Raw genomic sequence first — 25,619 nt, forward strand, 5'->3', positions numbered from 1 at the left:
CCCTTCAGATGAAAGTCCTCCGGATAAACGGAGCCGTATCGCTTTGACGGAACCGGCGCTTGGCTCAGACCCTCGAATGAACGACAGGAGCCGGATAGTGGCTTGACGGTGTCTGTTTCACTCGGGGCTATGCCTACGAGCTATGCCTACGAGCTATCCAAGGAGCAGCAATGATTTTCACAGTATGGGTAGCGGTGCTCGGCGCCGTATTGCTGACCTTGGCTCTGACGTCCTCCTACCTGCGCTGGATGCCGGTAACCACCTCGGCAATATGCCTGGGTTTGGGCGTTGCCATCGGGCCGGCGGGCCTGGAGTTGTTGAGGCTGGACATTGCCGATGCCTCAGCCTGGATGGAGCACCTCACCGAAGTCGCGGTAGTGTTTTCGCTGTTCGTCAGCGGCCTCAAGTTACGTTTGCCCCTCAAGGACCGAAGTTGGCGCGTGGCCTACACACTGGCCGGCCCGGTGATGATCCTGACCATCGCGGGCCTGACCTTGACCCTGCATTACCTGTTTGGTCTCGGTTGGGGCGTGTCGTTGTTGATTGGCGCAATCCTCGCGCCAACCGATCCGGTGCTCGCGGCGTTGGTGCAGGTCAACGATGCCCGGGATGATGACCAGGTACGGTTTGGCCTGTCGGGGGAAGCCGGCTTGAACGACGGCACGGCCTTCCCCTTTGTGATTCTGGGCTTGTTGTTGCTGCGCGAGGACGACCTTGGCTTTCTCGGTGACTGGATGCTGCAGGATGTGCTGTGGGCAGTGCCGGTCGGTTTGCTCACCGGTTACTGGATGGGCCGCGGTATCGGCTGGTTGACCCTGTCGATGCGCATCAAGAACGCCGACAGCACCCTCTCGCCCAACGATTACCTGGCCCTGGCGCTGATTGCCCTGGCCTATGTCGTGGCCGAAGCCCTCCAGGGTTATGGCTTTCTTTCGGTGTTCGCCGCTGGCCTGGGCCTGCGCCAAGCCGAGGTGCAATCGACGGATGAACACTCACTCCCGGCAGAACACCTGGTGCAACCGGTGGTGGGGCACGAAGCGGTCACCCCCCGGGACGCGGTCCGGGGTGACGCCGAGACTATGGAAGAGGGTCAGGTGGCCGCGGGGGTCATGATGAGTGACATGCTCGCCTTCGGCAGTCTGGTGGAGCGTTCCATGGAAGTGTTTCTGGTGACGCTGTTGGGGGTGGCGCTTGCCACTCATTGGGACTGGCGGGCCTTGGTCATCGGTGGTCTGCTGTTTGCCGTGATTCGCCCGTTGAGCTTGCTGGTGATGCCTTGGGGACGGCTGCTGGACACGCCACAACGGTTGCTGATTGGCTGGTTCGGCATACGTGGCATCGGCAGTCTGTTTTATCTGTTCTATGCGGTGAACCATGATTTACAGCCAGAGATGGTCCAGTTGTGCATCAATATCACGCTGTCGGTGGTGGCCCTGAGCATTTTGGTCCATGGCTTGAGTACCCAACCCATACTGGCCTGGTATGAGCGCCACAAAAAATCGAGCTAAGGCTTCAGCCCCCTGGATCACTCACCTGGATATAAACCGAGTATGCCCCCAGCAAGACCCAGAACGCGGCAAAGATCCATGGCGTACGCACCGAAAACAGCAACGACTTGCGATAGCCCTTGTGAGTCGATTCCTGTTTGCTGAACAGCGGGGATTCGTCGTAGGCCAGTCCCATCAACGGCTCTGCGCGCAGCAACTCGCTTTGCTTGAAATGCCAATGGTCGATGATCTCGTAAGCCGCGCGAATTCCTGGCCAGGCGTTGAGCGAGCTCAGGAAGCCCAGCAGAGCCAGGAACGGCGGGACGATCAATGTGAACAACTTGCCCCACTCCGGGTTCAGGTTGGCCATGCATGAGGCAAAGGCGATCACCAGGAAGGACTGGGCGGCCAGGTAGGCATCGGTTCGATTGGCCAGAATACTGGTTTCGTACTGGATCTCCCGGCGATAAAAATCCAGGCGTTCCTTGGGCGAGCCGAACAGCTTGGCATTGTGTTCCGTCAGTTCTTCATCCGGGGTATGGCTGGTGAGTATTCTGGGCATTGCGCAGGCTGCGCCTCGGGTGTGGGTTTGGGACTTGTTAGAAGAAATGAGGGACAGGCAAGTTCCGGCCACCGGACCAGAGGTGCGACCCGGGCTCAACGAAACGCTCAGTGATCGTCACGGTCTCTAGATCACCGAAAGCTTGAGGAGGGCTCTGTGGATTATCTTGGATGGGTGCAATGGCCGGCGATGGTGGTGACGGTGCTGGCCGCCTGGCTGATCGGCTCACGTCAGCCCCGACGGCGGGTGGCCGGGTTCAGTTGTTTTATCGCGAGCAATATTCTATGGGTCATCTGGGGGCTGCATTCAGACGCCTATGCGTTGATCGTGCTGCAGTTCTGCCTGTGTGCGATGAACTTGCGAGGGTTCAGGAAAAATACTGAATGAACCTGTGGCAGCGCCATGCCTGGAGTTACTTCATCGCCTGCCCAATGACCTGCACCAGGTCAATCTGCTTGAACGGCTTGGTCAGGCGCGGCAGTTGCGTGGCGAACCCTTCCAGGCGTTCGGCGTAGCCGGTGGCCAGGATAATGGGCAAGGTCGGATGACGATCACGCAACAGTTTCGCCAATTGCGCACCGTCCATCTGCGGCATGGCCATGTCGGTGATCACCAGGTCGATGTCCGGATTGAGCTCATACATCTGTAGCGCCTGAGCCGCCGATGGGGCGCAAAGCACGCGGTGGCCCAGGTCTTCGATCAGCAGCCGGGTGCTGGTCAGTACCAGGCTGTCATCGTCCACGACCAACACCCGTAGCTCGTTCACCGAGGGTGTCGTCGTGGCCTGGGCCGGCACTTTGTCTGGCGCGGAGTTGTCGGCTATCGGCAACCACAGCTCAGCGGTAGTGCCCTCGCCTTTGCGGCTCTTGAGTATCAGGCGGCCACCCAATTGCTCGGCCAAGCCATGCACCATGGACAGGCCCAGGCCAGTGCCCTTGCCTACCCCTTTGGTGGTGAAAAACGGGTCCACGGCCGAAGCCAGCGTCGCCTCGTCCATGCCCTCGCCCTCGTCGGTGATGGACAGGCAAATGTATCGCCCTGGTGCCATCGGCGCGTCCTTGCCGGCCTCGGTGTCGGAGCGTTCCTGGGCCGAGATCAGGATCCGCCCCCCCTGCGGCATGGCATCCCGAGCGTTGGTCGCCAGGTTCAGGATGGCCAGTTCCAGTTGGTTGACATCGGCCAACACCGGCGAAAGCGCCTGGGCAAAGTCGGTCTGAATGTGTATCGAAGGGCCGATGGAGCTTTGCAACAAACCACTGATGCCCTGCACCAGTGCCGACAGCTCGACCGATTCGGAGGACAGTTTCTGTCTGCGGGCGAACGCGAGCATCCGTTGCGTCAGCGAGACACCGCGCAGCGCGCCCTGGGTGGCGTTATCCAGCAGTTGGATGAGTTTCGGATCGCTGGGCATGCGCTTGCGCACAATTTCCAGGTTGCCGAGGATCACCGTCAGCAGGTTATTGAAGTCATGGGCGATGCCTCCGGTGAGCTGGCCGATGGCTTGCAGTTTCTGTGACTGGAACAGCGCCTCGCGAGCCTGTTCCAAGGCTTGCTGCGCACGGGTGGCATCGGTGATGTCGCGGGTGATCTTGGCAAAACCCAGTAGCGTGCCCGTGTCGTTGCGGATCGCGTCAATGACCACGTGAGCCATGAAGCGGGTGCCATCCTTGCGTAACCGCCAGCCCCTTTTTTCAAAGCGCCCTTCACTGGCGGCGATGCTCAAGGCCCGTTGAGGCTCACCGGCGTCACGGTCCTCAGGGGTATAGAACATCGAAAAATGCCGGCCGATGGCTTCCGCCGGAAGATAGCCCTTGATCCGTTGCGCGCCCAGGTTCCAGTTGGTCACCTGGCCGTCTGGATCGAGCATGTAGATGGCGTAATCGGTGACGCTTTGCACCAACAGGCGAAACTGCTGTTCGCTTTGCTTGAGGGTTTCCTCGGCCATCTTGCGATCGGTCAGGTCCCGGGTGATCTTGGCAAAGCCAAGCAAGTCGCCGCTCTGGCTATCGATGATCGGATCAATGACGACATGGGACCAGAACAACGTTCCGTCCTTGCGCACCCGCCAGCCCTCGCCTTCGAAACGCCCCTCGCGCAGGGCCGTGTCCAGCGCCCGTTGCGGAAGACCGTCGGCGCGATCCTGGTCAGTGTAGAAGCGTGAGAAGTGCTGGCCTAGGATCTCGGATTCTTCATAGCCTTTGAAACGCCTGGCACCGGAGTTCCAACTGGTGATGATGCCGGAGGGGTCGGTCATGTAGATGGCGTAGTCGACCACGGCGTCGATGAGCAGGCGAAAACGCTGTTCCTGATTGATGAGTGCGGTCTTGGGGGCGTCTTCGAGCATTTTTTTGGCCAAGGCATCCAGAAGGATTTTTTGCGAAGTATGGAGCAAGTGCGGCATCGGAAATAGTGATTAAATCCGTGGGAATCAGCAGCTTGGTCGCGATATGAGATTCACCACAGATCCTGTGTGGGAGCAAGCTCACTCCCACAGCAGTTGTGCTGCTCTTGACTAACTGACCACCAACGCGGCAACAAGTGCTGCACCCTCGCCTCAGCAAATCGATCGTCGATCAACATCACCATCCCACGATCCTGCTGTGTACGAATGACACGCCCCGCAGCCTGCACCACTTTTTGCAGGCCGGGATACAGGTAAGTGTAGTCGTAGCCATCGCCGAAAATAGCCGCCATGCGCAGCTTCATCTGCTCGTTGACCGGGTTGAACTGCGCCAGCCCCAGGGTCGCGATGAACGCCCCGATCAGGCGCGAACCCGGTAAATCGATGCCCTCCCCGAATGCACCGCCCAACACCGCAAACCCAATCCCCTGGCTGTGTTCCATGAATCGTTCAAGGAACGCCTGCCGGGGTGCTTCGCCCATGCCGCGTGATTGCGACCAGGTGGCAATCTGCGGATGGCGCTCGGCAAACAGTCCGGCCACTTGCTGCAAGTAGTCAAAACTGCTGAAGAAGGCCAGGTAATTGCCCGGGCGCTCGCTGAACTGGCGGGCCATCAACGCGACGATAGGTTCCAGGGACGCCTGGCGGTGGGCAAAGCGGGTGGAGATCCGGCTGACAACCTGTACATCAAGCTGTTGCGCCTGGAATGGCGACTCCACGTCGATCCAGACCGTGTCCGTCGGGGTGCCCAACAGGTCAGCATAATAATGCCGCGGACTCAGGGTGGCGGAAAACAGCACGCTGCTGCGGGCCGCCGTCAGCCTGGGTCGCAGGAAGGCGGCCGGCACTACATTGCGCAGGCACAGGGTCGATGCGCTTCGCTGGCGGCCGTATTCACGCTTGTGTATGTCGAACAAAAAGTGCTCGTCAAAGGACTCCGCCACCCGGGCAAACTGCAAGGCATCGAAGTAGAACGCCTGTAAAGCGCTGTCCAGGCCCTGGGGATGGTCATTGAGGTAATCGCTGATAGCCGTGGTGCACAGCGACAGGGCCTGGAGCAGTTTCTCCGGTGGTTTTTCATACGCCTGATAGACCGCAACCTGGGGCTCATGCAACGCGTTCCACTGGCGATTGACCCGCTGCAAGGCCTTCTTCAACGTCTCGGGCGCGGTTTTGCGCACTGCCGCCAAAGCGGACTGATCGAGGGTCGCGCTGTACATCTGCCGCCCTCGCTCCACCAGATTGTGGGCTTCGTCCACCAGGGTCGCGACGGTCCAGCCATTGGCCTGGGCCAGACCAAAGAGCAAGGCGCTGAAGTCAAAGTAATAGTTGTAGTCAGCGACCACCACGTCTGCCCAGCGGGCCATTTCCTGGCTCAGGTAGTACGGGCAGATATCATGGGCCAGAGCAATATCGCGCAACGCCGCCTGATCGAGCAGCGTGATCTGGCTCGCCGCCGCACGGGCGTGCGGCAGCCGATCGTAGAACCCGCGGGCCAACGGGCAGGCTTCGCCATGGCAGGCCTTGTCCGGGTGCTCGCAGGCTTTGTCCCGAGCGATCATCTCCAGCACCCGCAACGGCATCGAGGGCGCGCTTTGGGTAATCACTCGGGCCGCATCCAGCGCCAGTTTGCGCCCTGGGGTCTTGGCCGTGAGGAAGAACACCTTGTCCAGTCGCTGTGGCGCCAGTGCCTTGAGCATCGGAAACAAGGTGCCAACGGTTTTGCCAATGCCGGTGGGCGCCTGGGCCATCAGGCAGCGGCCGGTGCTGATGGCCTTGAACACCGACTCAGCCAGGTGGCGTTGCCCGGTCCTAAAGCCGGCGTGAGGAAATGCCAGCGTCTGAGCGCCGAGGTTGCGCGCCTGTCGGTGAGCCATCTCCTGTTCGGCCCAGGCGAGGAACAGCGCGCACTGTTGTTCAAAGAAAACCTCAAGCTGCGCCGCTTCAAAGCTATGCGTGAGGCAGGTTTCCTTTTCGCTGACGATGTCGAAGTAGACCAGCGCCACGTCGATCCGCGGCAATTGCAACTTCTGGCACATCAACCAGCCGTAGATTTTCGCCTGGGCCCAATGCAACTGGCGATGATTGGCCGGTTGCTTGTCCAGGTCGCCCCGGTAGGTCTTCACTTCTTCGATGCGGTTGCAGGCCGGGTCGTAGCCATCCGCCCGGCCTTTGATCTTCAGCGTCTGGTAGCGGCCCTCCAGGCTCACTTCGGCCTGGTAACCCTCGCTACGCCGCGAGGCCACGGTGCGATGGCCGACGATCCCTTCCATGGCCGTGGGTGACGGCGTGAAGCGCAGGTCCAGGTCGCCGGTCTTGGCGGTGAACTCGCACAGTGCCCGAACGGCGATGCTGTAGCCAGGTTCCTGGGTCATGCGCCCTGCTCCACCCACTGCACATAGCAGACGGCAACGGGCATCTGGTGTTCGTGACAGAACTCCAGCCAGCGCAGTTGATTGTCTTGCAGGCGGTCGCCGGGGCCTTTGACTTCGATCATGCGGTAGGTCTTGTGCTGCGGCCAGAACTGGATCAGGTCCGGCATGCCGGCGCGGTTGGCCTTGATATCCAGCAGCAGGCGGCTGAACCAGTGCTTGAGGTGTTCGGCAGGCAGGCAGTCGAGGGCCTGATGGAGCAACTCTTCGGACAGCGCGCCCCAGAACACGAAAGGCGACTGCACGCCCCATTTTTCGGTGTAACGACGGACAATGGTGTCCCGGTAGCGGCCATCGTCGAGCTGCGCGAAACAGGCCGCGAACAGCTCGGCGCGTCGGTCGTGAAAGTCTTCGTTGAGCAGGTCCACCGGCCCGCGCTGGAACGGGTGGAAAAACGCCCCCGGCAACGGCGCAAAAATCACCGGCCAGCACAGCAGGCCAAATAGCGAATTGATCAGGCTGTTCTCCACGTAGTGCACCGGCGCGGTTTCATCGTGCAGATGGGCCTGCACGTGATACTCCACCGACAAGGCCGGATCGACACGAGGCAGGTGCAGGTCCAGCCGCTCTACCTTGCGCGCCAGGGGCCGCGGCACCGGCGGCCCGCCCAGCTTGCGGCGCAGCCGGGGCAGGATCCTGAGCAGTGCCTGGGTTTCGGCGGCGCTTTGCGGCGATTGTGCGGCCGCTTCACCCCATTCAAGGGCCTGGGCGTACTCGCCGATGCGCTCCAGCACCCGAATCATCCGCAGCCGTGCGCCGGGGTAGTTGCAATCCTGATAAATGCGCAAGGCCAGGGTGATCGCCGATACGCTCAGCGTGCTGGCCGATCTGGAACAGCAGCTTGCCTCGGCGTCGCTCCAGCCACGGATTGTCCAGGCTCAGGGCATGGGCTTGGGCAACGATCTCTTCAAGAGGCTCGCCGGCTTCGAAACGCTGCTGACATTCGTGCAGGAAGAGGCAGGCATCCACATCCTGGCGGCTGCGCAGGCCACGGGATTGGGCACTGAACTCGACGGTTTCATAGGTGAAGATGCCCAGGTCCGCCAGCACGAACTCCGACCAGTCCTGATAGAGATTGCCGAAAAACAGCAACCGCAACCGATCGCAGAGGTTCATGATCGTCAGGCTGAAGAGTCGGTCTTCCAGCAACGGGCACCAGCTGCGAAAAGGCTGTGGTTGATTGAAATGATCCTGCAAGGACTCCAGCCACTGGCCCTTTGTCGCCTTGGGGTGTTCGATCAGGTGACCCAGGCACAGGATGATTTCCTGTTTGAGCAGCACCTCGAACAGCTCGCCAAGGCCAAGAGGCGCTTGATCCTCGACCCAGCCCCGCGCCAGCAACGGCTCGATGGCGCTGCCAATATCACCGATCTCAGGGTAATGCAGCTTGCTTTGGCGAAAATGCAGCCCCTTGCGCATCACCATGCGCACCAGCAATCCCTGGGATGCACGGGGCAAGCTGGCGAACTCGTCGATGAAGCGTTGCTCCTCAGGGCTGAGCACATCGGCATAGCGCGTTGCCAACCAGGCGAGCACCTGCTGAAAGTTGTTCAGGTAGTAGAAAGGGTCGTCGAGGGGGTTATTTGTCACGGAAAGAGGTGCCATGCCTGCTGGAATACTGGTTATGCGTACAGATATCAGCTGCGGCGGGCCCAGGCAACTGCAAAAGATGAGCGGTCGCCCGCATTCAGGAGGGAAATCCTGCAGTCGGCGATGAACTTTCCTACGGCAAGCGAGACCAATGGCGGTTAACTACAGTGATGGCGCGTTCTAATCAACTGAACGGCGTCTTTTTGATTGAGAGGTTACGGATATGAACATCAGGATTCTGGGTCTGCCCCTGGTCGCCGCTGCGTTCCTGGCTCTGGCCGGCTGCTCGTCACCCACGGTGGTGACCCTGCAGAACGGTACCCAGTATTTGACCAAGGATGCCCCTAACACCCGTACCGCCGACGGCTTCTATGAATTCGAAGACATTTCCGGCAAGAAAGTGCGGGTTCGCGCCGATGAAGTGGCGACAGTACGCAAGGAAGACTGAGTTTATTGAGGCCCTCTCCCCCGGAGAGGGCCTGATCTCATGTCATCGGCTCAATCCGATGTCCATCCCGGGTGTCGGACTACCCTCTTGGCAACTGATCAGCCCACCTTTTCGCCGCATCATCTGATCCCTCAATCGCAGGCAGCGGTTGTATTCCTGTTCAATGGCGTGATCGATGCTGATGTTTCCGGTCGTGGCCGGTTTGTTCACTTCCCCGAGACTCACCGATACCCAGGGCTTTTCTGCCTGCACGTCGAAGCGCGGTCGGGGCGACGTCGCCTCGACAGGGGCGCCTGCCTGGGCGGCGGGCAATTGCTCCGAGGTGACGCCGTAGCGGGTCAGAATCGATTGATCCGGCAATTCGGCCAAGGCGCCAGCCGAGGCCAGTCCCCACATCAGGCCGATGATTGAGGCTTGTTTACTGCTCACTGCTTCACTCCCTCTTGTGCCGAGAGGACACACGCATCCCCTCGGCACCACGTACTCAAAACAACCTTGGATCAGGCGAACACAAATTCGCCTCCTACCTGGCCCGGATTGACCCCCACCAGGGTCACGGAACTGTCACCGACCTCAAGCAGCGTGTCACTGCCGACCTGAGACAGGTGCTGGCGGTAGTCGAAACCTTCCCCGGCGCCCTGCACGCCAAGGAACACCAGTGTGTCGCCGGCATCATAACCGCTGATCTGGTCATGGCCGAACGCGCCATTGAAAACGAACGTGTCAGATCCGCCGCCCGATTGCAGCCAGTCATTGCCCGAACCGCCGACAAAGGTGTCGTTACCCGTACCGCCCAACAGCACGTCGTTGCCGTCATGGCCGAACAGCCAGTCCCCCGATGATCGCGCGGTCAAGGTGTCGTCTGCCGAGGTGCCTGCGGTCGACGATGCATACGCCGTCAGCTTGCCCCCCGCCACCAAGCCGTTGGCCGTGACACTGTGGCTCACCTCGTCTTTGAGCAGGCCCCAGAACAAACCGGGCTCTTTGCTGACGAGCGTGTCGATGTCTCGGGTCATGCTGATTGCACCCTGGGCATCGCGCACGTACAAGGTCCCGGCGCCGTCCTGGACGAAGCTTGCATCTTTCACCGAGGACTGCAGCAGCAGGGTGTTGCTGCCCTGCCCGCCCAATATCACGTTGTACCCACCCTCGTCGCGAAAGGTGTCGTTGCCGGCGCGCCCCTCCAGATAGTCATTGCCCTGCCCGCCCTGGATCAGGTCATCACGCTCGCTGCCGATGATGAACGTGCTGCCGGTGTGGGTTTCAGCGTTGCGATTGAGGTCCTGGACCCACGTATTGCTGCGTGCGGGATCCGACAGGTTGGCGACGATGATGGTGGAGTCTTTCTCGGTGAGGTCGTAGAACGCCGAATCGAGGATCCGGCCCATGCCATCGCCGTAACCGGTGGGCAGGTGGGATATCCAGGTGGGAATGTTGAGGATGGAAAACGGCAACACGTTCCAGGCCGCCGAGGCATAGTGGTCGTTGAAGCTGACGATGTTGTTGGTGGCTGACTCCTGCGGAGCATCATGCACGCCCACCGACGCAGGGGTGAACGTGGAGCCGTCCAGCGCCCGGAACACCGGGTCGTTTTCATAACCGATGTTCAGCACTTTGTCGGTGCTGCTTTGGGTTGGCGAGGCGTAGGCGATGTAATTGGCGCTGCTGTAGAACCCCGACCATTGGCTGGTGCTCAAGTCCGCCAGGCTGTTGACCGCCAGCCCACCGAGGCTGTGGCCACTGACCAGCACGTCCTGGCCCGTCAGGCCGTGGGCCTGGGCGAACGCCGCGACGTCCCCGAGCAAGTTGCCAAAAGCCTGGCCGACGTAGTTTTTCGCGTAGTCCTGGGGGCCGAAAGCCGCCATCAGATCGCTGATGACGTCACCAATGGAGTCGCTGATCAGCGTCTCCCGTGGGCCGCTGGTGCCACGAAACGACACCCCGATTTGCGTCAGCTGCCCATCGGCGTCGTACTTGCCGAGAATTTCCACCTGCGCGGTGGTGTAGCCGGCCTTCTCACCAAAAAACGTTCCACGCTCATCCACCTTGCCGGTGTAGCCCAGTTGCGATGCGCTGATCGGGGTCCAGCCGGCCTTTTGCACCGCCTCCAGGGCGAGCTGCTCCGAGTCGGGATTCCACGGCACACCTGGGATCACCCCTTGCGAATCGGTGCTGCCCAGCAGCGCCGTCACCAGCGTGGCGGGCAGTCCCGCGCCGAAGCCGTTCTGCTGGTAGCCGGCGGCAAAGCCGTGGTCCAGATTGTGGTAGGAATACAGCATGATCGCCATTGCATCGCTGACCAGCGCCTTGGACTCGGTGGTGCCGAGGTTTTTATAGTCGTAGATACCCATCGTGATGACCTCTTTTTTTGTTGTTGGAAAGGTTGTCGATACAGGCGAAGTTCTTGGGCACTGCCCGTCATTGGGTCAGCGCCGGGGCCACAAATGCCTCATCCACCTGGGCCAGGTCTTGCGCGCCCAAGGTGCCGGCGTAGTAGTGCAACTTTGTCCAGGCCATGAGGTAGTCATAACGGGCCTGGGCCAGGTCGCGTCGGGTGGTGTAGAGCTGTTCTTCGGCGTTCAGGGCATCGAGGTTGACCCGTTCGCCGCCGAGGATGCTTTGCCGGGTCGACACCACCAGCGCCTCGGCGGCGCTGAGGGCTTTGCGGTATGCCCGCAATTTGTTCACCCCCGACAGGCAGGCGCTGAACTGGCGGCGCAGCTCGATCAGGGTTTCCCGGGTTTTGGCGTCCAGTTCATATTCGGCCCGCTCCATGTTGCGGCTGGCCTGACGGGTCGACGCCGAGACCCCGCCACCGGCGTACAACGGCACGCTGATCTCAAGTCCAATGGTGTTGGTGTCGTAGCGCTGGTTGTAGGTGTTGCCGCTTTCCGACTCGTTCTGGCGCATCGTCGCGTAGGCGCTGACCTTGGGCAGGTGTCCGGCGCGGTTGCGTTCGACCTCGTAGCGCGCCACGTCCACGGCCTGGCGCTGGGATGCCAGGGTCGGGTTGTTGCTCACGGCCAGTTCGTGCCATGTCTGAAAACTGGCCGGTTGCAGGGTGAAGGTCTGGAACGTTTCGCTCAGGGGCGTCAGGTCGCCGATGTTCAGGGTCGGGACGCCAATCAACGAGCCAAGTTCGCGCAAGGATGCGTCCTGCTCGTTGCGGGCCTCGATCTCTTCGGCAATCGCCAACTCATAGCGCGACTCGGCTTCAAGGATGTCGGTGCGCGTACCTTCGCCTTGGGCAAACAGATGCTCGTTCTGATGAAACTGCTGTTCGAAAGCCTTCTTCCTGGCCTGGGCAATGTCGATCTGATCCTGGGCGAACAACGCCTGGGTGTAGGCGCTCAACACCCGCACCAGCAACTCCTGGCTCTTGCCACGAAAGTTTTCGTCGGCAAACAGCGCCTGGGCCACGCCTTTGCGATAGGCGGCGTAGGCCTCGTAGTCCAACAGCGGTTGTTGCAGGGTCAGGCTGGAGCCATAGCTGCTGTAGTTGCGGTCGTCATGCTGGCTGGCGCCGCGGTCGTTGAGGTAGGTGACCTTGGACTGGTTGCGGCCCTTGTTGTAGCTGTAGCCCAGGTGCGGCAGCAGCCCGGCGCGGCCAATGGCGCGGTTCTCCAGGCCGGCATCGCGCTCCTTGATCGCGCCCAGGTAGGCCGGGTCATTGCGCAGGGCTTGTTCATAGAACTCGAATGGGCCCATGGCCCAGGCACTGTTGCAGATAACCGCCGCTAGCGCGGCGAGCCAGTTACGTCCCTTCATACCCCCGAACATCCTCATTCTTCGGTCAACGCGGAGCCGGCTCGGTCGAGCAGCGGTTTGAACAGGTAGTTCATGAGCGAGCGCTCGCCGGTGCGCACGAACATTTGCGCCGGCATTCCGGGCTTGATCACCAGTCCGTTGAGTTTTTCCATCGCCACTTCGCTGACGCTGCTGCGCAGGACGTAATACGGCTCGGCGGTCTTGTCATCGATCATCTGGTCGGCGGAAATCAGGCTGACCTCCCCCGGCACCCTCGGCGTGCGGTTCTGGTTGAAGGCGGTGAAGAGGATGTCCACTGGCAAATGGCTGCCCACCTTGTCGATCAGGTGGACCGGCAGGCGCCCTTCCACTTCCAGTCGCGTGCCTTGGGGCACGATTTCCAGCAAGGTATCGCCTTGACGGACCACGGCGCCTTCGGTGTGTACGCCCAGGTTCACGGCGATGCCGTCGGCGGTGGCGAGGATCTCGCTGTGTTGCAGCTCGAACGCGGCAGACTTGAGTTGCTGTTGCAGGGTTTCGCTCTTGAGCTGCGCTTCGGCCAACTGACTGCGCACCTCCTTCTGGTATTCCTCGTTGTGTTGCTCAAGCGTGAGGCGGGACTCGACGATGCCCTGCTCCACCCGGCCGCTTTCGCCACTGTTCTGCGCCAGTTCCTGCTGCACTTGCGACAGTTGCCGTTGATAATCGAGCAGACGATTGCGCGGGATGTAGCCGTTGTCTGCCAACGGTTGCAGGTTGCTTAGCTGCTGGCGCAGGGACTGGGCCTGGGCATTGAGGTCATTGCGAGCCCGGCGCATGCCCGCCAGTTGCGCCGTGGCACCTTCGATATTGGCGCGCAACGCGGCCTGCTCCCGGGCCACCGCTTCGCGGCGGCTGCTGAACAACTGCCGCTGGCCTTCGAGCACCAGCGCCAGGCGCGGGTCGGGGTCGTGGCTCAGTTCGGCCGGAAAGCTGACCTGTGGGAGGTTGTCCCGCTCGCTTTGCCAACGTGCCAGGCTAGCCCAGGCCATGCGGTACTGGGCCTGCAGTGCTTGCACATCGGCGGCTGTCTGAGTCTGGTCCAGGCGGAACAGCGGCTGGCCCTGTTTCACTGCCTCGCCTTCACGCACCAGGATCCGGCTGATCACCCCGCTGCTCATCGATTGCACGGCCTTGCGCTTGCCGGACACCACCACGGTGCCTTGCACCGCAATACCTTGGTCCAGCGGCGCCAGGCTGGCCCAGGTGAAAAAACTGCCAGCGCCAATGAGCGCCAGTGCCCACCCCAGGCGGGTGAAGAAACGGGCATCGCGCTCGGGATGTTCGAGGTCTTGAGAGTGTTGCAGATTCATGTCGCGATCCTTGCTCATGCGCCGCTGGGTTTGCTGGCAGCCGAATACTGGCGACTCATGCTCAGTCCGTTGGGGGCTGCCTGGGGTTTGTCGCGTTGCGATGGCGGCTGGCCGGACAATGCCCGCAGCACCTCCTGACTTGGACCGAACGCTTGTAGGTGGCCTTCATTGAGCACCAGCAGCTTGTCGGCCTGAGCCAGTGCCGAGGAGCGATGGGTCACCAGCACGACCGTGGTGCCCTGGGCTTTCATCTGTGCGATGGCGCCGGCCAGTGCCGCTTCACCGACCGTGTCGAGATTGGAATTGGGTTCATCGAGCACCACCAGCCTCGGTTGGTCGTACATGGCCCGGGCCAGGGCGACGCGCTGTTTCTGGCCGCCGGACAAACCGCTGCCATCCTCTCCCAGCACGGTGTCGTAGCCTTGCGGCATGCGCAGGATCAGTTCATGCACGCCGGCCTGTTGCGCGGCGGCGACGACCTTTTGCGGATCGGCCTGGCGGAAACGGGCAATGTTCTCGGCAATGCTGCCGCTGAACAACTCAATGTCCTGGGGCAGATAACCGATGTGCGGACCGAGCTGGTCGCGATTCCAGCGATGGATGTCGGCCCCGTCGAGCCGCACTGTGCCTCCGAGCGTAGGCCACACCCCCACCAGCACACGGGCCAGGGTGGATTTGCCGGACCCCGACGCCCCCAGCACCCCGAGCACTTCCCCGGCGCTCAGGCTGAAACCGAGCTGATGCAGCGTCGCGTTGCGCTGCCCCGGCGGGCCGGCGCTGACCTGTTCGAAGCTCACCTGGCCCTTGGGCGACGGCAATGTCATCGCTTCGTCCTGGGCTGGGTAAGCCTGCAACAGCGCATCGAGACGGCGATAAGCCAGTTTGGCCCCGCTCCACTGCTTCCACACGGCGATCAACTGGTCGATGGGGCTCAACACCCGACCCATCAGGATCGAGCCGGCAATCATCATTCCGGCGGTCATGTCGCCCTTGATCACCAGCAACGCGCCCAACCCCAGCACCAGCGATTGCAGACACAGGCGCAGGGTTTTGCTCAGGGAACTGAGCACCGCGCCGGTATCACTGGCCTGGTTTTGCAGGCCGAGAAAGCGCGAATGCACGGCAAACCAGCGCCCGCGCAACGCGCCGAGCATGCCCATGGCCTGGATGGTCTCGGCGTTGTGCAAGTGGCTGGTCGCCAGTTGGCTGGACTGTTGCGAGTAGACACTGGCCTGCCCCAACGGCTTTTTGGTCATGGCTTCGTTCAGACAGGCCAAGCCAATGAGTAGCAAGGTGCCAACGCTGGCGAACACGCCGAGCCACACGTTGAACAGGTAGATCACCAGCAAATACACGGGAAACCACGGGGCGTCGAAGAATGCGAACAGCGCAGGTCCGGTGACGAACTGGCGGATGTGGGTAAGGTCACCCAGCGACTGCCCGGCGTTGCCCTCGCCCTGGCGCAGGTTGCGCTCGAACGCGGCCTTGTACACCTGAAGGTTCAAGCGCCTTTCCAGTTGGCTGCCGATGCGGATGACAATGAAGCTGCGCACCATTTCCAGCAGCCCGATAAATATGAAGAAGCCCACCACCATCAACGACAACATCCACAGCGTGGTTTCGTTTTGTGATGACAGGCCCCGGTCATACACTTGGAGCATATAAATCGAAGGCGCCAACATCAGGACATTAATCAGTGCGGTAAAACAACCGACGCTGATCAGAATATTTTTATAGTCGCCCAGCGCTCTAAACAGCGGCACCGTCGCAGCGCGCCTTGTCATGTTCATGAAGATATCCTTGCTGTTGGCTTTGCCAGGTTATTCAACTTGCCAATCTTTAAATGATTTACATCGGGCCGCGGTGCGCTGCACGCCTGTTTAAACAGGCGCGCCTGGGGCATTCGCAAACTGTACTAACGTGTTAAGGAATGGTTTGGGGTGGGCTCCGTTCGAGTGTCACTACCTGACCTGATTTCAAGGTGACTTGATAGTGTTGTTCTTGACGCAGTTGCAAGTGAATCCGGCTGTTCTGTTTGCCAATCAGTGACAGACCGTCTGGTTCGGTGAACCAATGGACCGGCTCATCGCCCAGCCACTGTCCCAGGCAGGCGGTTTGCCCGACCAGGGTTTGATCTGCCCTGAGCTCGACAAGGCAGATGCTGGACGGCGGGGTTTGCGCAGGCTCCTGCGGCCCCGACAGAACAGCCTGCCACTGACCGGCCAACTGGGAAGGTTCTGCTAACAACAGGCTGCGCGCCATGGCGGCTTCTCCGGTAAACATCATCAGCGTAGCGAGTAACCAGGCACTTGCCTGGACGCCTTGGGGCTGGGGATTTCTGCACATCTGTCAATCCTGAAGGATCCCGCAAGAGCGCTGGCCGCTCCCACGGGATCGGGGACATCAGGCCACGATATCCGAGACAGCCGCCTGGCCGACGGTACTGACCAGGAAGTCAGCCACGCCGTGCCCGGAGAAGTCCACCGACAGCAGGCTGTTGCCACCCGATGTCGACAGCACCGCATCACCCGCCGCACCGGTGAACGCATTCACGAAGTGCAGGCCCGCGCCCTGGGTGATGCCGGTCAGGTCGATCTTGTCCAGGCCGCTGACAAAATCGAGGATCTGATCGACCGCACCTGGCCGTGAGTCAGAACTGGCCGCGAACACGAAGGTGTCCGAGCCCGAACCGCCCCACAGCTTGTCGGCACCGCCCGCGCCCCAGAGGATGTCGTTGCCGGCGCCGCCCTTGAGTTCGTTGGCCACGGAGTTGCCGATGAGCAAGTCACTGCCCGAGCCGCCAATGGCATTCTCGATGGTCACCCCCTGAGCGATGGAAACGTTACCCACCATGCCGCCAACGTCGGAAAACGAGGCGCCATTGAGGTTGATCTTCTGGTTCTGCGTGAAGCCTGAAAAATCCAGGGTATCGCGGCCGCCGGCGTCCCATACCGAGAACACCACTTTGTCCGAAGACGAGGATGCGCTGTAGAAGTCGCGACCGGTGTTGGAGTTGAAGCCGTAGGTCGAGTCGCCGGTCCGGGTGCTGGTGTTGGCACCGTAGAGCTTCTGAATGGCCGCAATGTCATCCATCAGCGGACCCGAGGCATAGGCTTCGACGCCGCCCTTGCTGAAGTCCTGGCTGGTGTTGGTTTCACTCCAGTAACTCATGAGGCTGTAGCCACGGGTGTCCTGACCGTAGGTGGCGTCATCGTAGGTCGGGCTGCCTTCACCGGCGTTATAGTCGCCAGGATGCGCCAGGCCCAGGCTGTGACCGATTTCATGGGTCAGGGTCTGGCGGCCATAATTGTTCAGTTCCGGATTCTTGTTCTGGGTGTAGCGGCTGTTGATCAGGTACCAGGAGGTTCCGTCATAACCGGCGCCCGTGCCCGGCAGATAGGCAAATGCCGCGGCGCCGTCCTGGCCGCTGCTGTAGTTGCCGAAGGTCATGTGGCCGTCGCCACCGCTGGCCCTTTCAGTGAACGTGACATTGGCCACGTCCGCCCAGGACTGCATGGCCAGGACCGCTTGGCCTTTCTGTTGCGCGCTGAACTGGCTGAAACCGCTGATGCCGTGCTTGTTCATGGTGCTCGAGGAGGCAGAGGTCAGGAACGTGTAGGTCAACTCAATCTTGCCGCTGGCGTCCCGGTCCTGGTAAGCCGCACCGTCGCGCAGCAACTGGGTGGCAGCTTCGTCCACCGAGTACGACGGTTTGCCGTTGACGGTCAGGTTGCCACCCCGATCGTATTGGTGGCTGAAACTATTGATCTGATTGAATGCACTGCTGGCCGCCGCCAGTGACTGCGGCGCCCAGAGCATTTGTTCGGCAGAATCAATAGCGCTGGTTTTGACTTTCGACATAAACACACTTCCTTGTTTGCAATGGAACAGTTTTTGTCAGATAGAACAATCTCTGGCGAGAGCGTCCTATCACTCGCCCAATTGAGGACGCAAGAAAACTGACACAATTGGAAATCAAACGTCCAGCGAATTTTTTTGCCCCATTTTCACACTCACGCCTTCCAACAACGGCAAAAGATACACGGCGCCCCGTTAGTACAGGTATTTCGCCGGCGACATTAAAGATTGTAGGACAAAACTCTATTTAAATATTAAATGAGGTTAACCACCTATTTGCCAATCACGTCGCACTTCTAGCAACTAAGTGCCAGCGAAACGCTACTAATTAATGGCGGCTAGATATCTATGGTTTTGCCTGAACACACTTCCCGCAGACAACCACGAAACCAGCGGTGCACAGGATCAGCATCCATTCGGGGGTGCCAAAGCATGGAAATCGTGAATGTCGGCACCGCAAACGGCAGCGCAAAGCTGTGCATGCCGGCACGCAGGCGGGTGGTATAGCGCTCAGGCACGCTGGCGATCAGGTCACTGGACCGGGCAAGGCCCAGCGCAGTGGAGAAGCCGGGGACGGTGATCGCGATCTGCCGTGTCAGGTTCAAGGACCGCAAGGCTTGATCGAGGGCGCTGTGGTCCAGGCCCCGCAAGGAATCGCCGATGTGCTCGCCCGCTGCATAACCGGCGGCACACACCTCGGCCTGGCTCAGCGGGTGATCCGCGCGCACCACGCCAATGAGGCGATCAGTGAATAACGCCTGGGTTCGTAGCTCCGGGCTGGTGTCCTTGTCCACGACGGCCGTTTCCAGGTCCACGGTGCCCTCTCGCAACGCCGTACTGTCCTTGTCGGCCTTGTCCAGGAAATGCAGGCGTACACCGGGCGCCTGTTCGCTGATACGGGCAATCAAATCGATGGCGAAGTTTTCAACAAGCCCTTCCCGGGTGCGCAGCGTGAAGGTGCGGCTCAGCCGGCGCAGATCCGGCACCTGGGACGGCCGCAGCGCCGCTTGGGCATCCTGCACCAGTTGGCTGACCTGCTCGCGTAACGCCAAGGCGCGGGGTGTGGGCACCAGGCCACGCCCAGCCCGCACCAGCAGCGGATCACCCGTGGTTTCGCGCAACCGCGCCAGCGCCCGGCTCATGGCCGAGGGGCTGAGTCGCAGTCGCCGAGCGGCTCGGGCCACGCTGCCTTCTGCCAGCAAGACGTCGAGGGTAATCAGCAGATTGAGGTCGGGTGTGGACATGGCGCAGTCCTGGGTTGGAATAGGTGGCGCTGCATGCAGTTATAAAGTGCAATCCATGCGTCTTCCGCCATGTTATGCCCAGGCGTAACGTTCTGACAGCTCCATTTCAGAGCGGCAGAGCCAGAGGACATGATGAAACCAGCCAATACCCAATCCAGCCTGTCGAGCGCGACGGGCACCCAACGGGTCTTTTCACCGCGCTGGGCCTTGGCCAGCCTGTCACTGTCGACCTTGCTGGCCTCCTTGGGCGCCAGCGTGGTGACGGTCGGTTTGCCGACGCTGGCCCATGCGTTCGAGGCCTCCTTCCAGCAGGTTCAGTGGGTGGTTCTCGCCTATTTACTGGCGATTACCACGCTGATTGTCAGTCTCGGAAAATTGGGCGATTTGCTCGGGCGTGGCAGGTTGCTATTGGCCGGGATCGTGCTGTTCACCCTCGCGTCGGCGCTTTGCGGCATGGCGCCCTCGCTTTGGCTGTTGGTCGCTGGTCGGGCGTTACAGGGCCTTGGAGCGGCGATCATGATGACGCTGACTTTGGCCCTGGTGGGTGAAACCGTTAGCAAGGAAAAGACCGGTAGCGCGATGGGGCTGTTGGGCACCCTATCTGCGGTGGGCACCGCCCTTGGCCCCTCTCTGGGTGGTGCACTTATCAGCGGTTTCGGTTGGCAGGCGCTATTTTTGATTAACGTTCCGCTTGGACTGCTGGCGTTCGGACTGGCCTGGCGTTCACTGCCGGCTCGGCAACCGGAGGGATCGGTCGCGCGCCCCCGCTTCGACACCCTGGGTACGCTGCTATTGGCGATAACGCTTGGCGCCTATGCCCTCGCCACGACGTTGGGCCGTGGTGACTTCGGCTGGCCGAATATTGCGCTGTTGCTGATAGCGATCCTGGGTGGCGGCCTGTTTGTCCTGGCCCAGCGGCGGGTCGCGTGGCCATTGATCCCCTTGGCGTTGCTGGAGGACCAGCGGCTGGTTGCCGGGCTGGTGACCAGTGCTCTGGTGGCAACGGTCATGATGGCGACGCTGCTGGTGGGGCCCTTCTACCTGTCCGTCGCCCTTGGATTGCCGGCGGTGCTGGTGGGGCTGGCGTTGGCGGCGGGACCGTCGGTCGCCGCGCTGACGGGGGTGCCTGCCGGGCGCCTAGTGGACCGCTTTGGCGTGCGCCCCGTGCGACTCGTTGGGCTGCTGATCATGATTCTCGGCTGCCTGATGCTGTCGCTGATGTCACCGACCCTCGGTGTGGGCGGCTATGTCGCCGCTATCGCGGTAACGACTCTTGGCTATGCGCTGTTCCAGACGGCCAACAACACAGCGGTGATGGCGGATGTGCCCGCGGGCAAGCGTGGCGTCATCTCAGGGCTGCTCAATCTGTCGCGTAATCTGGGTTTCTTGACCGGTGCATCGGCGCTCGGCGCAGTGTTTGCGCTCTCTGTACCGACGAATGGTATCGCCCAGGCAGCTCCCGAAGCAGTGGTAAATGGCTTGCATCTCACCTTCTCTGTTGCCACGTTTTTGATGTTACTGGCTTGGGTCGTCGTCTTGAAATGCCGTGAACCAGAGCCCCTGGATGGGCGTGATGACATCTTTGCCCAGAGAAAGTGAGGCCAGGATCAAAACGGCATAAGTCGTGATGCAGATCAAAAAAAGTGAACCAATCGCCAAACGACCTGAAAAAAGCCACATGACATTCATTTTCAGGTGCTATTTTTAGTTCTCACTGGTAGAGCCATGATGGCTCTTCCTTCCTGACTATGAGCAAACGGAAGCGCTTGATGAAGAAGGTGGGCAACAGATGAATAGAGGATCTTTCAGCAAGGTTACGTTTCCCAACGCCTGCCAGTTGATGCGCTGGCATTTTCATCCCATGGGATTCGAGGCCAGCATGGACGCACCGGGCAGTATGGTCGCCCGGCTGTTTGACCGTGCCAGCGGCGAGACTATGATCGCGATTGCGGGCATCCCCTGCGCGACAGTGATGAACGCCCCTGACGTGGAGCGAATAATCGAAGCGGTGGAAGCCGAGCTGGAAGCTTTCGTGCCACCGGTTGGCTTGCGACGATTTGCCTCCTGAAAAATGAAGCCCACAGCAGTGGGCTTCTTTTTGGCTGACGGTGTTGTTCGTGCCCCGAAGTTCTCAACTGCGGGCGCGGCGATGATCGATAAAGAACGGTTTGCCGGTCCCTATCCGATCCGACGCCTTGGGCGCCTTGTTGACCTGGGTGTCCTGCCCATCGACATACCAATAGCAATGCTGCACCGCCCGGGTAATGCCGACATAGGCCAGGCGCAGAATCTCGTCTTTCTGTGCCGTGTCGTACGGCTCGGCATCGCCCTCCTGGCCAAGCCCGGCCATTCGGTAGACCTGATTCTTGTAGGGGGAACTGGTGGAGTGCTGGCAGTCACCGAGCAAAAACACCGCGTCGGCCTGAAGCCCCTTGGCGCTATGGTAGGTCATCTGCCGGAGGCGTCTTGCCGGGTACGGCAAGCTAGAATCCACATTAACTGTTGGTTGGATATGCTGTTCAATCAATAACTTATCGCTGCTTTTTCGATAGAGCATCAAGATTGAATCGCCCTTGCGGTAGTGCTCGTCCAGGCGCTTGGCCAAGCCTTCGTCGTCTCTGTCCAACACATTGACCGGGCTCAAGGTTCGAGGCGTGCCGCTGGCCTTGGCCTTTTTGCCGGGAATCGCCGCAGCCGCACGCACCACGTGTTCGGCGGCGTCAATGATGTGCTGGTGGCTGCGGTAGTTATCGGTGAGCATGACCCGGGTGTTTGCCGGTGAAGGAAACTGTTTGTTGAACGCCATGAAATAACTGGGTGAACTGCCGCGCCAGCCGTAGATCGATTGCCAGTCATCACCCACGCACAGCAAGGAGGAACGCTGGGCGCCCCGGCCGACATGCATGGCAGGGCCGCGGCTGCGCACTTCCCGCAGGCTGGCGCGAAGCCAGGAAACAATCTGCGGCGAGACATCCTGAAACTCGTCGATCATCAGGTGTGACAGAGGACGCAATGTCGCATCGCTCAGCAGCTTGAAGTTCTCTGGGGAGTGCTCACTGAACAACGCGAACATTCGGTTATAGGTCATGACGGGCGGCGACTGGTCCAGCAGGTGGTCTTCAAATGCTCGCCAGTAGCGACTCAGGGCCTCAAAGAAATAACGATCCGGGTCATCCTGGGCAAAACACATCCGGCCCACGGCGTCCGGGACGTCCAGACCCAGGTTCTCGATAAAGCCGGCAGCCGCAACGAAACAATCCAGCAACGGTGCCGAACCCAGTTCGCCTTTTACCTTGTAGTCGAACCCCGGGCCTGCGCTGGCATCCCCGGCCAACACGCTCAGTACACGCTTTGACGCCTCATAACTATCTAGCCATATCAATGGCTTAGAGCAGAAAGCTTGAAACAGGGTGCGCTTTACTGCCCACTCTGCGCGGATACTCAGCTTGGCGCCGGGCCGGCTGATCCGGGCATCTTCCCGCGGGTCGAAACCCAGCATCACCCAGGCGTCCAGAGTTGGAACGTAGCCGTGGCAATGAAACGTCGCACCGTTGATCTGGAAGGCCTGACGCTTTGGCTCGATGCCCTTGATCGGCCAGGCACCGGCGCGAAACCACAGGTCTTCGATCGTATCGCACAACTCTTCATCGCGCTGGGCGGCCAGTTCGGTCACGGCCACCCGTTTCTGCACATCGGGATGGTCGCGTTCCAGCTCCCTGAGCTGCAAGGCGTGCCGGGACATCGGTTTGATCAGTTCGCGAAAACGCTCATCGCGTTGATAAAGACCGTGATAGCAGGCATTGAGCTGTTGGCGCTGAGCATCGTTGATGCGCAGCTCAAAGGGATTGCCCTGGGCGTCATCATCAGCCGTTTCGTTACGATGGCTCAGGGTTTCAAACGCCTGGAGCCGCTCAAACCCGGGCAGACTGCGCACCATGGGCAAGATGCGTGAATGGAAGGTCCGCACCAGATCGCGAGCTTCCTTAAGGCTGATTGTCCGCCCCCACAGGGCAAAAACTTCAATGAGCTTGTGAATGAAGTCCTTGCGCGATTCCCGCGTGAAGGTCACCACGGTCATCGAATCCAACTCAAAACCCAGGTAGTGGGACAGCAGCACAAGGCGTAGCACCAGGGTCGTGGATTTCCCGGCGCCTGCGCCCGCGACGACCGAGGTAGACGGCGTATCGCTCAGGATCATTTTCCACTGCGCGGCGCTCGGCTGGGCGTGAGCGGGAAGCAATCGGGCAACATCGGCCTTGATGCGTTTCTTGAGTTCGGCGGTCAACGGCAGGCGCCAGTCATCGAACAACAGCTCATCGACTTTCGGTGCCGGGTGCTCAGTGCTTCGGAAATCTCGGATCAGCAGGACCTGCCGGCCCTCTTCCAGTCCATCGGCCTTGCCTTCCTTATAGCCGTAGTCAAAACCGGCGCTATGCCCGCTGCGAAAGCCATCGGCCTGGCCGTGTAGCCAGGAAGCCCGATGCTGGGCTCGAAGTCGCGTCAGGCCATGACCCAGAAAACGCGCGGCCAGGCGCTTGAGCAAAGGCATCTGGGCCAGGGGCAGAAGTTCGGGGGGAAGATCGGGAGTGTGTTGCGACACGCTGGGGGACTCCGGTGTTCAGAACCATGGCGGCTATGGTGTCTGTATTTGCCAGCGGATTCCACCCAAAAGCTTTTAAGTCATGGATTTAGGCGATGAAGTGAAAGTGCTGTCGCACATGGCCATCAGTGTCGCCCGACCCACCTTAAGCAGGCTCGCTCCCGCAGAGGCCGGCGTGCACCGTAGCGCCAATGTGGGGCGAGCCTGCTCGCGATGGGTTTTGAGTCACTGACTGGAAATGGCTCCATCGACCAATGCCTGCGCCTCGACCACCAATTGCTTGAGGTGCTCATCACCGATGAAGCTTTCGGCGTAGATCTTGTAGATGTCTTCAGTGCCTGATGGCCGCGCGGCGAACCAGCCGTTTTCAGTCATGACCTTCAGGCCGCCAATGGCCTGGTCATTGCCCGGTGCATGGCTGAGGATGCTCTGGATGGTCTCCCCGGCCAACTCAGTGGATGCAACCTGCTCCGGTGCCAGCTTGCTCAGCAGCGCCTTCTGTTGCGGGCTGGCCTTGGCATCGACGCGCACGGAGAACGGCTCACCCAGTTCATCCGTCAGGGCACGGTAGGCCTGGCTTGGGTCGCGACCGGTGCGCGCGGTCATTTCGGCCGCCAGCAACGCCGGGATCAGGCCGTCCTTGTCTGTACTCCACACACCGCCGTCCTTGCGCAGGAACGAGGCGCCGGCGCTTTCTTCGCCACCAAAGCCCAAGGAACCGTCGAACAAGCCGTCGGCAAACCACTTGAAGCCTACCGGCACTTCATACAGACGCCGACCCAGACGCTGGGCCACGCGATCGATCAGACCGCTGCTGACCACCGTCTTGCCCACGGCGGCATCGGCACGCCACTGCGGCCGGTTCTGGAACAAGTAGTCGATGGACACCGCCAGATAGTTGTTCGGCGCCAGCAAGCCGCCGGATGGCGTCACGATGCCGTGGCGATCATGGTCCGGGTCGCAGGCGAAGGCCACATCGAAACGCTCTTTGAGGCCAATCAACCCCTGCATGGCATGGCTGGAGGATGGGTCCATGCGGATCTGTCCGTCCCAGTCGACGGTCATGAAGCGGAAGGTGGAATCCACCTGGGTGTTGACCACGTCCAGGTCCAGGCGGTAATGCTCGGCAATGGCGGGCCAGTAGCGCACCCCCGCTCCGCCCAGCGGGTCCACGCCCAGGCGCAAGCCGGCAGCGCGAATGGCATCGAAGTCGATGACATTGATCAGGTCCGCCACGTAGGTGTTGACGTAGTCGTGACGGTGAGTGGTGTCGGCCTTCAGGGCCTGCTCATAGCTGATGCGCTTAACGCCGGCCAACTGGCTTGCCAGCAGCTCGTTGGCCTTGGCTTCGATCCATTTGGTGATATGGGTATCGGCCGGGCCGCCGTTGGTGGGGTTGTACTTGTAGCCACCACTCTGCGGCGGATTGTGGGACGGGGTGATGACGATGCCGTCCGCCAGACCGGTGGTGCGCCCACGGTTGTAGCAAAGAATGGCGTGGGAGATCGCCGGCGTGGGCGTGTATTCATCGGCCTCGGCGATCATCACGGTGACCCCGTTGGCAGCGAATACCTCCAGCGCGCTGGCGCCTGCCGGGGTAGACAGCGCATGGGTATCGATCCCCAGGAACAAGGGGCCGTTGATGCCCTGGGCTTCACGGTACAAGCAGATCGCTTGGCTGATAGCCAGCACATGCCATTCGTTGAACCCCAGGTCGAAGGAACTGCCACGGTGACCGGAGGTGCCGAAAGCCACCCGTTGGGTCGAAACCGAGGCGTCGGGTCGGCCGGTGTAATAGGCCGTCACCAGTCGCGGGATATCGATCAACAACTCTGCCGGTGCCGGCTTGCCCGCAAATGGACTGACTGTCATGCAAAACCTCTGAATGGAGTGGCTCG

At 60.8% G+C, this 25,619-nt stretch carries 18 protein-coding genes and 1 pseudogene; 5 read left to right on the plus strand and 14 right to left on the minus strand.

Going from position 1 to position 25,619, the window contains the following annotated elements:
• Positions 1–170: 170 nt before the first annotated feature.
• The gene (locus PSH91_RS13000) at positions 171–1,508 is read left to right on the plus strand and encodes a sodium:proton antiporter (RefSeq protein WP_076384661.1); all 1,338 of its coding nucleotides are present in this window, start codon (positions 171–173) and stop codon (positions 1,506–1,508) included.
• Positions 1,509–1,512: 4 nt separating this feature from the next.
• Here PSH91_RS13000 and PSH91_RS13005 read toward each other — a convergent pair whose 3' ends face one another.
• A complete protein-coding gene (locus PSH91_RS13005; protein WP_047226451.1) occupies positions 1,513–2,049 on the minus strand; it encodes a hypothetical protein in 537 nt (178 codons plus the stop codon).
• A 156-nt stretch (positions 2,050–2,205) separates the two neighbouring features.
• Between PSH91_RS13005 and PSH91_RS13010 the strand changes: the two genes are divergently transcribed.
• The gene (locus PSH91_RS13010; RefSeq protein ID WP_047226450.1) at positions 2,206–2,436 is read left to right on the plus strand and encodes a hypothetical protein; all 231 of its coding nucleotides are present in this window, start codon (positions 2,206–2,208) and stop codon (positions 2,434–2,436) included.
• Between the two features lie 25 nt (positions 2,437–2,461).
• On the opposite strand, the gene PSH91_RS13015 is transcribed toward PSH91_RS13010, so the two are convergent.
• The 3 genes and pseudogenes from PSH91_RS13015 to PSH91_RS13025 form a co-directional block, all read right to left on the minus strand.
• Positions 2,462–4,393, minus strand: a complete 1,932-nt coding sequence (locus tag PSH91_RS13015) for a PAS domain-containing sensor histidine kinase (protein WP_047226631.1) — start codon at positions 4,391–4,393, stop codon at positions 2,462–2,464.
• 110 nt (positions 4,394–4,503) lie between these two features.
• Entirely contained in the window at positions 4,504–6,825 is a 2,322-nt protein-coding gene (locus PSH91_RS13020) for an ATP-dependent DNA helicase (protein WP_305468431.1), read from the minus strand.
• Positions 6,822–8,487: pseudogene (locus tag PSH91_RS13025) on the minus strand (VRR-NUC domain-containing protein). Before PSH91_RS13025 ends, PSH91_RS13020 begins: the two are co-directional and overlap by 4 nt.
• Before the next feature lie 208 nt (positions 8,488–8,695).
• Here PSH91_RS13025 and PSH91_RS13030 point away from each other — a divergent pair.
• Positions 8,696–8,920: a YgdI/YgdR family lipoprotein gene (locus tag PSH91_RS13030; protein WP_047226447.1), complete on the plus strand. Its 225-nt coding sequence runs from the start codon at positions 8,696–8,698 to the stop codon at positions 8,918–8,920.
• A gap of 42 nt (positions 8,921–8,962) precedes the next feature.
• Here the strand turns inward: PSH91_RS13030 and PSH91_RS13035 are convergent, their stop codons facing one another.
• The 8 genes from PSH91_RS13035 to PSH91_RS13070 all read right to left on the minus strand — a co-directional run bounded on the left by PSH91_RS13035 (position 8,963) and on the right by PSH91_RS13070 (position 19,121).
• Positions 8,963–9,349, minus strand: a complete 387-nt coding sequence (locus tag PSH91_RS13035; protein WP_316913193.1) for a hypothetical protein — start codon at positions 9,347–9,349, stop codon at positions 8,963–8,965.
• Between the two features lie 71 nt (positions 9,350–9,420).
• Complete coding sequence (locus PSH91_RS13040) at positions 9,421–11,271, minus strand: polyurethanase (protein WP_173406953.1); 1,851 nt, start codon at positions 11,269–11,271, stop codon at positions 9,421–9,423.
• A gap of 67 nt (positions 11,272–11,338) precedes the next feature.
• Positions 11,339–12,688, minus strand: coding sequence for a TolC family outer membrane protein (locus tag PSH91_RS13045; protein ID WP_305468434.1), 1,350 nt, complete (start codon positions 12,686–12,688; stop codon positions 11,339–11,341).
• A gap of 14 nt (positions 12,689–12,702) precedes the next feature.
• Positions 12,703–14,037 (minus strand): HlyD family type I secretion periplasmic adaptor subunit, encoded by a 1,335-nt coding sequence (locus PSH91_RS13050; RefSeq protein ID WP_305468436.1) that lies wholly within the window; start codon positions 14,035–14,037, stop codon positions 12,703–12,705.
• The gene (locus tag PSH91_RS13055) at positions 14,034–15,809 is read right to left on the minus strand and encodes a type I secretion system permease/ATPase (protein WP_288910832.1); all 1,776 of its coding nucleotides are present in this window, start codon (positions 15,807–15,809) and stop codon (positions 14,034–14,036) included. The genes PSH91_RS13050 and PSH91_RS13055 overlap by 4 nt, the downstream gene beginning before the upstream one ends.
• 133 nt (positions 15,810–15,942) lie before the next feature.
• Complete coding sequence (locus tag PSH91_RS13060) at positions 15,943–16,365, minus strand: AprI/Inh family metalloprotease inhibitor (protein WP_080962867.1); 423 nt, start codon at positions 16,363–16,365, stop codon at positions 15,943–15,945.
• 57 nt (positions 16,366–16,422) lie between these two features.
• A complete protein-coding gene (locus PSH91_RS13065) occupies positions 16,423–17,880 on the minus strand; it encodes a serralysin family metalloprotease (protein WP_076384645.1) in 1,458 nt (485 codons plus the stop codon).
• A 335-nt stretch (positions 17,881–18,215) separates the two neighbouring features.
• A complete protein-coding gene (locus PSH91_RS13070; RefSeq protein WP_305468439.1) occupies positions 18,216–19,121 on the minus strand; it encodes a LysR family transcriptional regulator in 906 nt (301 codons plus the stop codon).
• A gap of 132 nt (positions 19,122–19,253) precedes the next feature.
• Here PSH91_RS13070 and PSH91_RS13075 point away from each other — a divergent pair, with 132 nt between their 5' ends.
• Positions 19,254–20,720 carry an MFS transporter gene (locus PSH91_RS13075; RefSeq protein WP_305468536.1) on the plus strand — a complete coding sequence of 489 codons (1,467 nt, stop codon included), beginning with the start codon at positions 19,254–19,256 and terminating at the stop codon, positions 20,718–20,720.
• Between the two features lie 190 nt (positions 20,721–20,910).
• Positions 20,911–21,189 (plus strand): DUF1652 domain-containing protein, encoded by a 279-nt coding sequence (locus tag PSH91_RS13080; RefSeq protein ID WP_047226440.1) that lies wholly within the window; start codon positions 20,911–20,913, stop codon positions 21,187–21,189.
• A gap of 63 nt (positions 21,190–21,252) precedes the next feature.
• Here the strand turns inward: PSH91_RS13080 and PSH91_RS13085 are convergent, their stop codons facing one another.
• Positions 21,253–23,721 (minus strand): UvrD-helicase domain-containing protein, encoded by a 2,469-nt coding sequence (locus PSH91_RS13085; protein WP_305468440.1) that lies wholly within the window; start codon positions 23,719–23,721, stop codon positions 21,253–21,255.
• A 225-nt stretch (positions 23,722–23,946) separates the two neighbouring features.
• Entirely contained in the window at positions 23,947–25,593 is a 1,647-nt protein-coding gene (gene pgm / locus PSH91_RS13090) for a phosphoglucomutase (alpha-D-glucose-1,6-bisphosphate-dependent) (RefSeq protein WP_107322469.1), read from the minus strand.
• Positions 25,594–25,619: the final 26 nt, after the last annotated feature.

The sequence above is a fragment of the Pseudomonas sp. FP1154 genome (assembly GCF_030687245.1).
Taxonomy (GTDB): Bacteria; Pseudomonadota; Gammaproteobacteria; order Pseudomonadales; family Pseudomonadaceae; genus Aquipseudomonas; species Aquipseudomonas rhizophila.

Bases quoted from the DNA above. Each gene is read 5' to 3' on its own strand.
- PSH91_RS13000 (WP_076384661.1), top strand. From the start codon at position 171: ATGATTTTCACAGTATGGGTAGCGGTGCTCGGCGCCGTATTGCTGACC.
- PSH91_RS13005 (WP_047226451.1), bottom strand. From the start codon at position 2,049: ATGCCCAGAATACTCACCAGCCATACCCCGGATGAAGAACTGACGGAA.
- PSH91_RS13015 (WP_047226631.1), bottom strand. From the start codon at position 4,393: ATGCTCGAAGACGCCCCCAAGACCGCACTCATCAATCAGGAACAGCGT.
- PSH91_RS13020 (WP_305468431.1), bottom strand. From the start codon at position 6,825: ATGACCCAGGAACCTGGCTACAGCATCGCCGTTCGGGCACTGTGCGAG.
- PSH91_RS13030 (WP_047226447.1), top strand. From the start codon at position 8,696: ATGAACATCAGGATTCTGGGTCTGCCCCTGGTCGCCGCTGCGTTCCTG.
- PSH91_RS13040 (WP_173406953.1), bottom strand. From the start codon at position 11,271: ATGGGTATCTACGACTATAAAAACCTCGGCACCACCGAGTCCAAGGCG.
- PSH91_RS13045 (WP_305468434.1), bottom strand. From the start codon at position 12,688: ATGAAGGGACGTAACTGGCTCGCCGCGCTAGCGGCGGTTATCTGCAAC.
- PSH91_RS13050 (WP_305468436.1), bottom strand. From the start codon at position 14,037: ATGAGCAAGGATCGCGACATGAATCTGCAACACTCTCAAGACCTCGAA.
- PSH91_RS13055 (WP_288910832.1), bottom strand. From the start codon at position 15,809: ATGAACATGACAAGGCGCGCTGCGACGGTGCCGCTGTTTAGAGCGCTG.
- PSH91_RS13060 (WP_080962867.1), bottom strand. From the start codon at position 16,365: ATGTGCAGAAATCCCCAGCCCCAAGGCGTCCAGGCAAGTGCCTGGTTA.
- PSH91_RS13065 (WP_076384645.1), bottom strand. From the start codon at position 17,880: ATGTCGAAAGTCAAAACCAGCGCTATTGATTCTGCCGAACAAATGCTC.
- PSH91_RS13070 (WP_305468439.1), bottom strand. From the start codon at position 19,121: ATGTCCACACCCGACCTCAATCTGCTGATTACCCTCGACGTCTTGCTG.
- PSH91_RS13075 (WP_305468536.1), top strand. From the start codon at position 19,254: ATGAAACCAGCCAATACCCAATCCAGCCTGTCGAGCGCGACGGGCACC.
- PSH91_RS13080 (WP_047226440.1), top strand. From the start codon at position 20,911: ATGAATAGAGGATCTTTCAGCAAGGTTACGTTTCCCAACGCCTGCCAG.
- pgm (WP_107322469.1), bottom strand. From the start codon at position 25,593: ATGACAGTCAGTCCATTTGCGGGCAAGCCGGCACCGGCAGAGTTGTTG.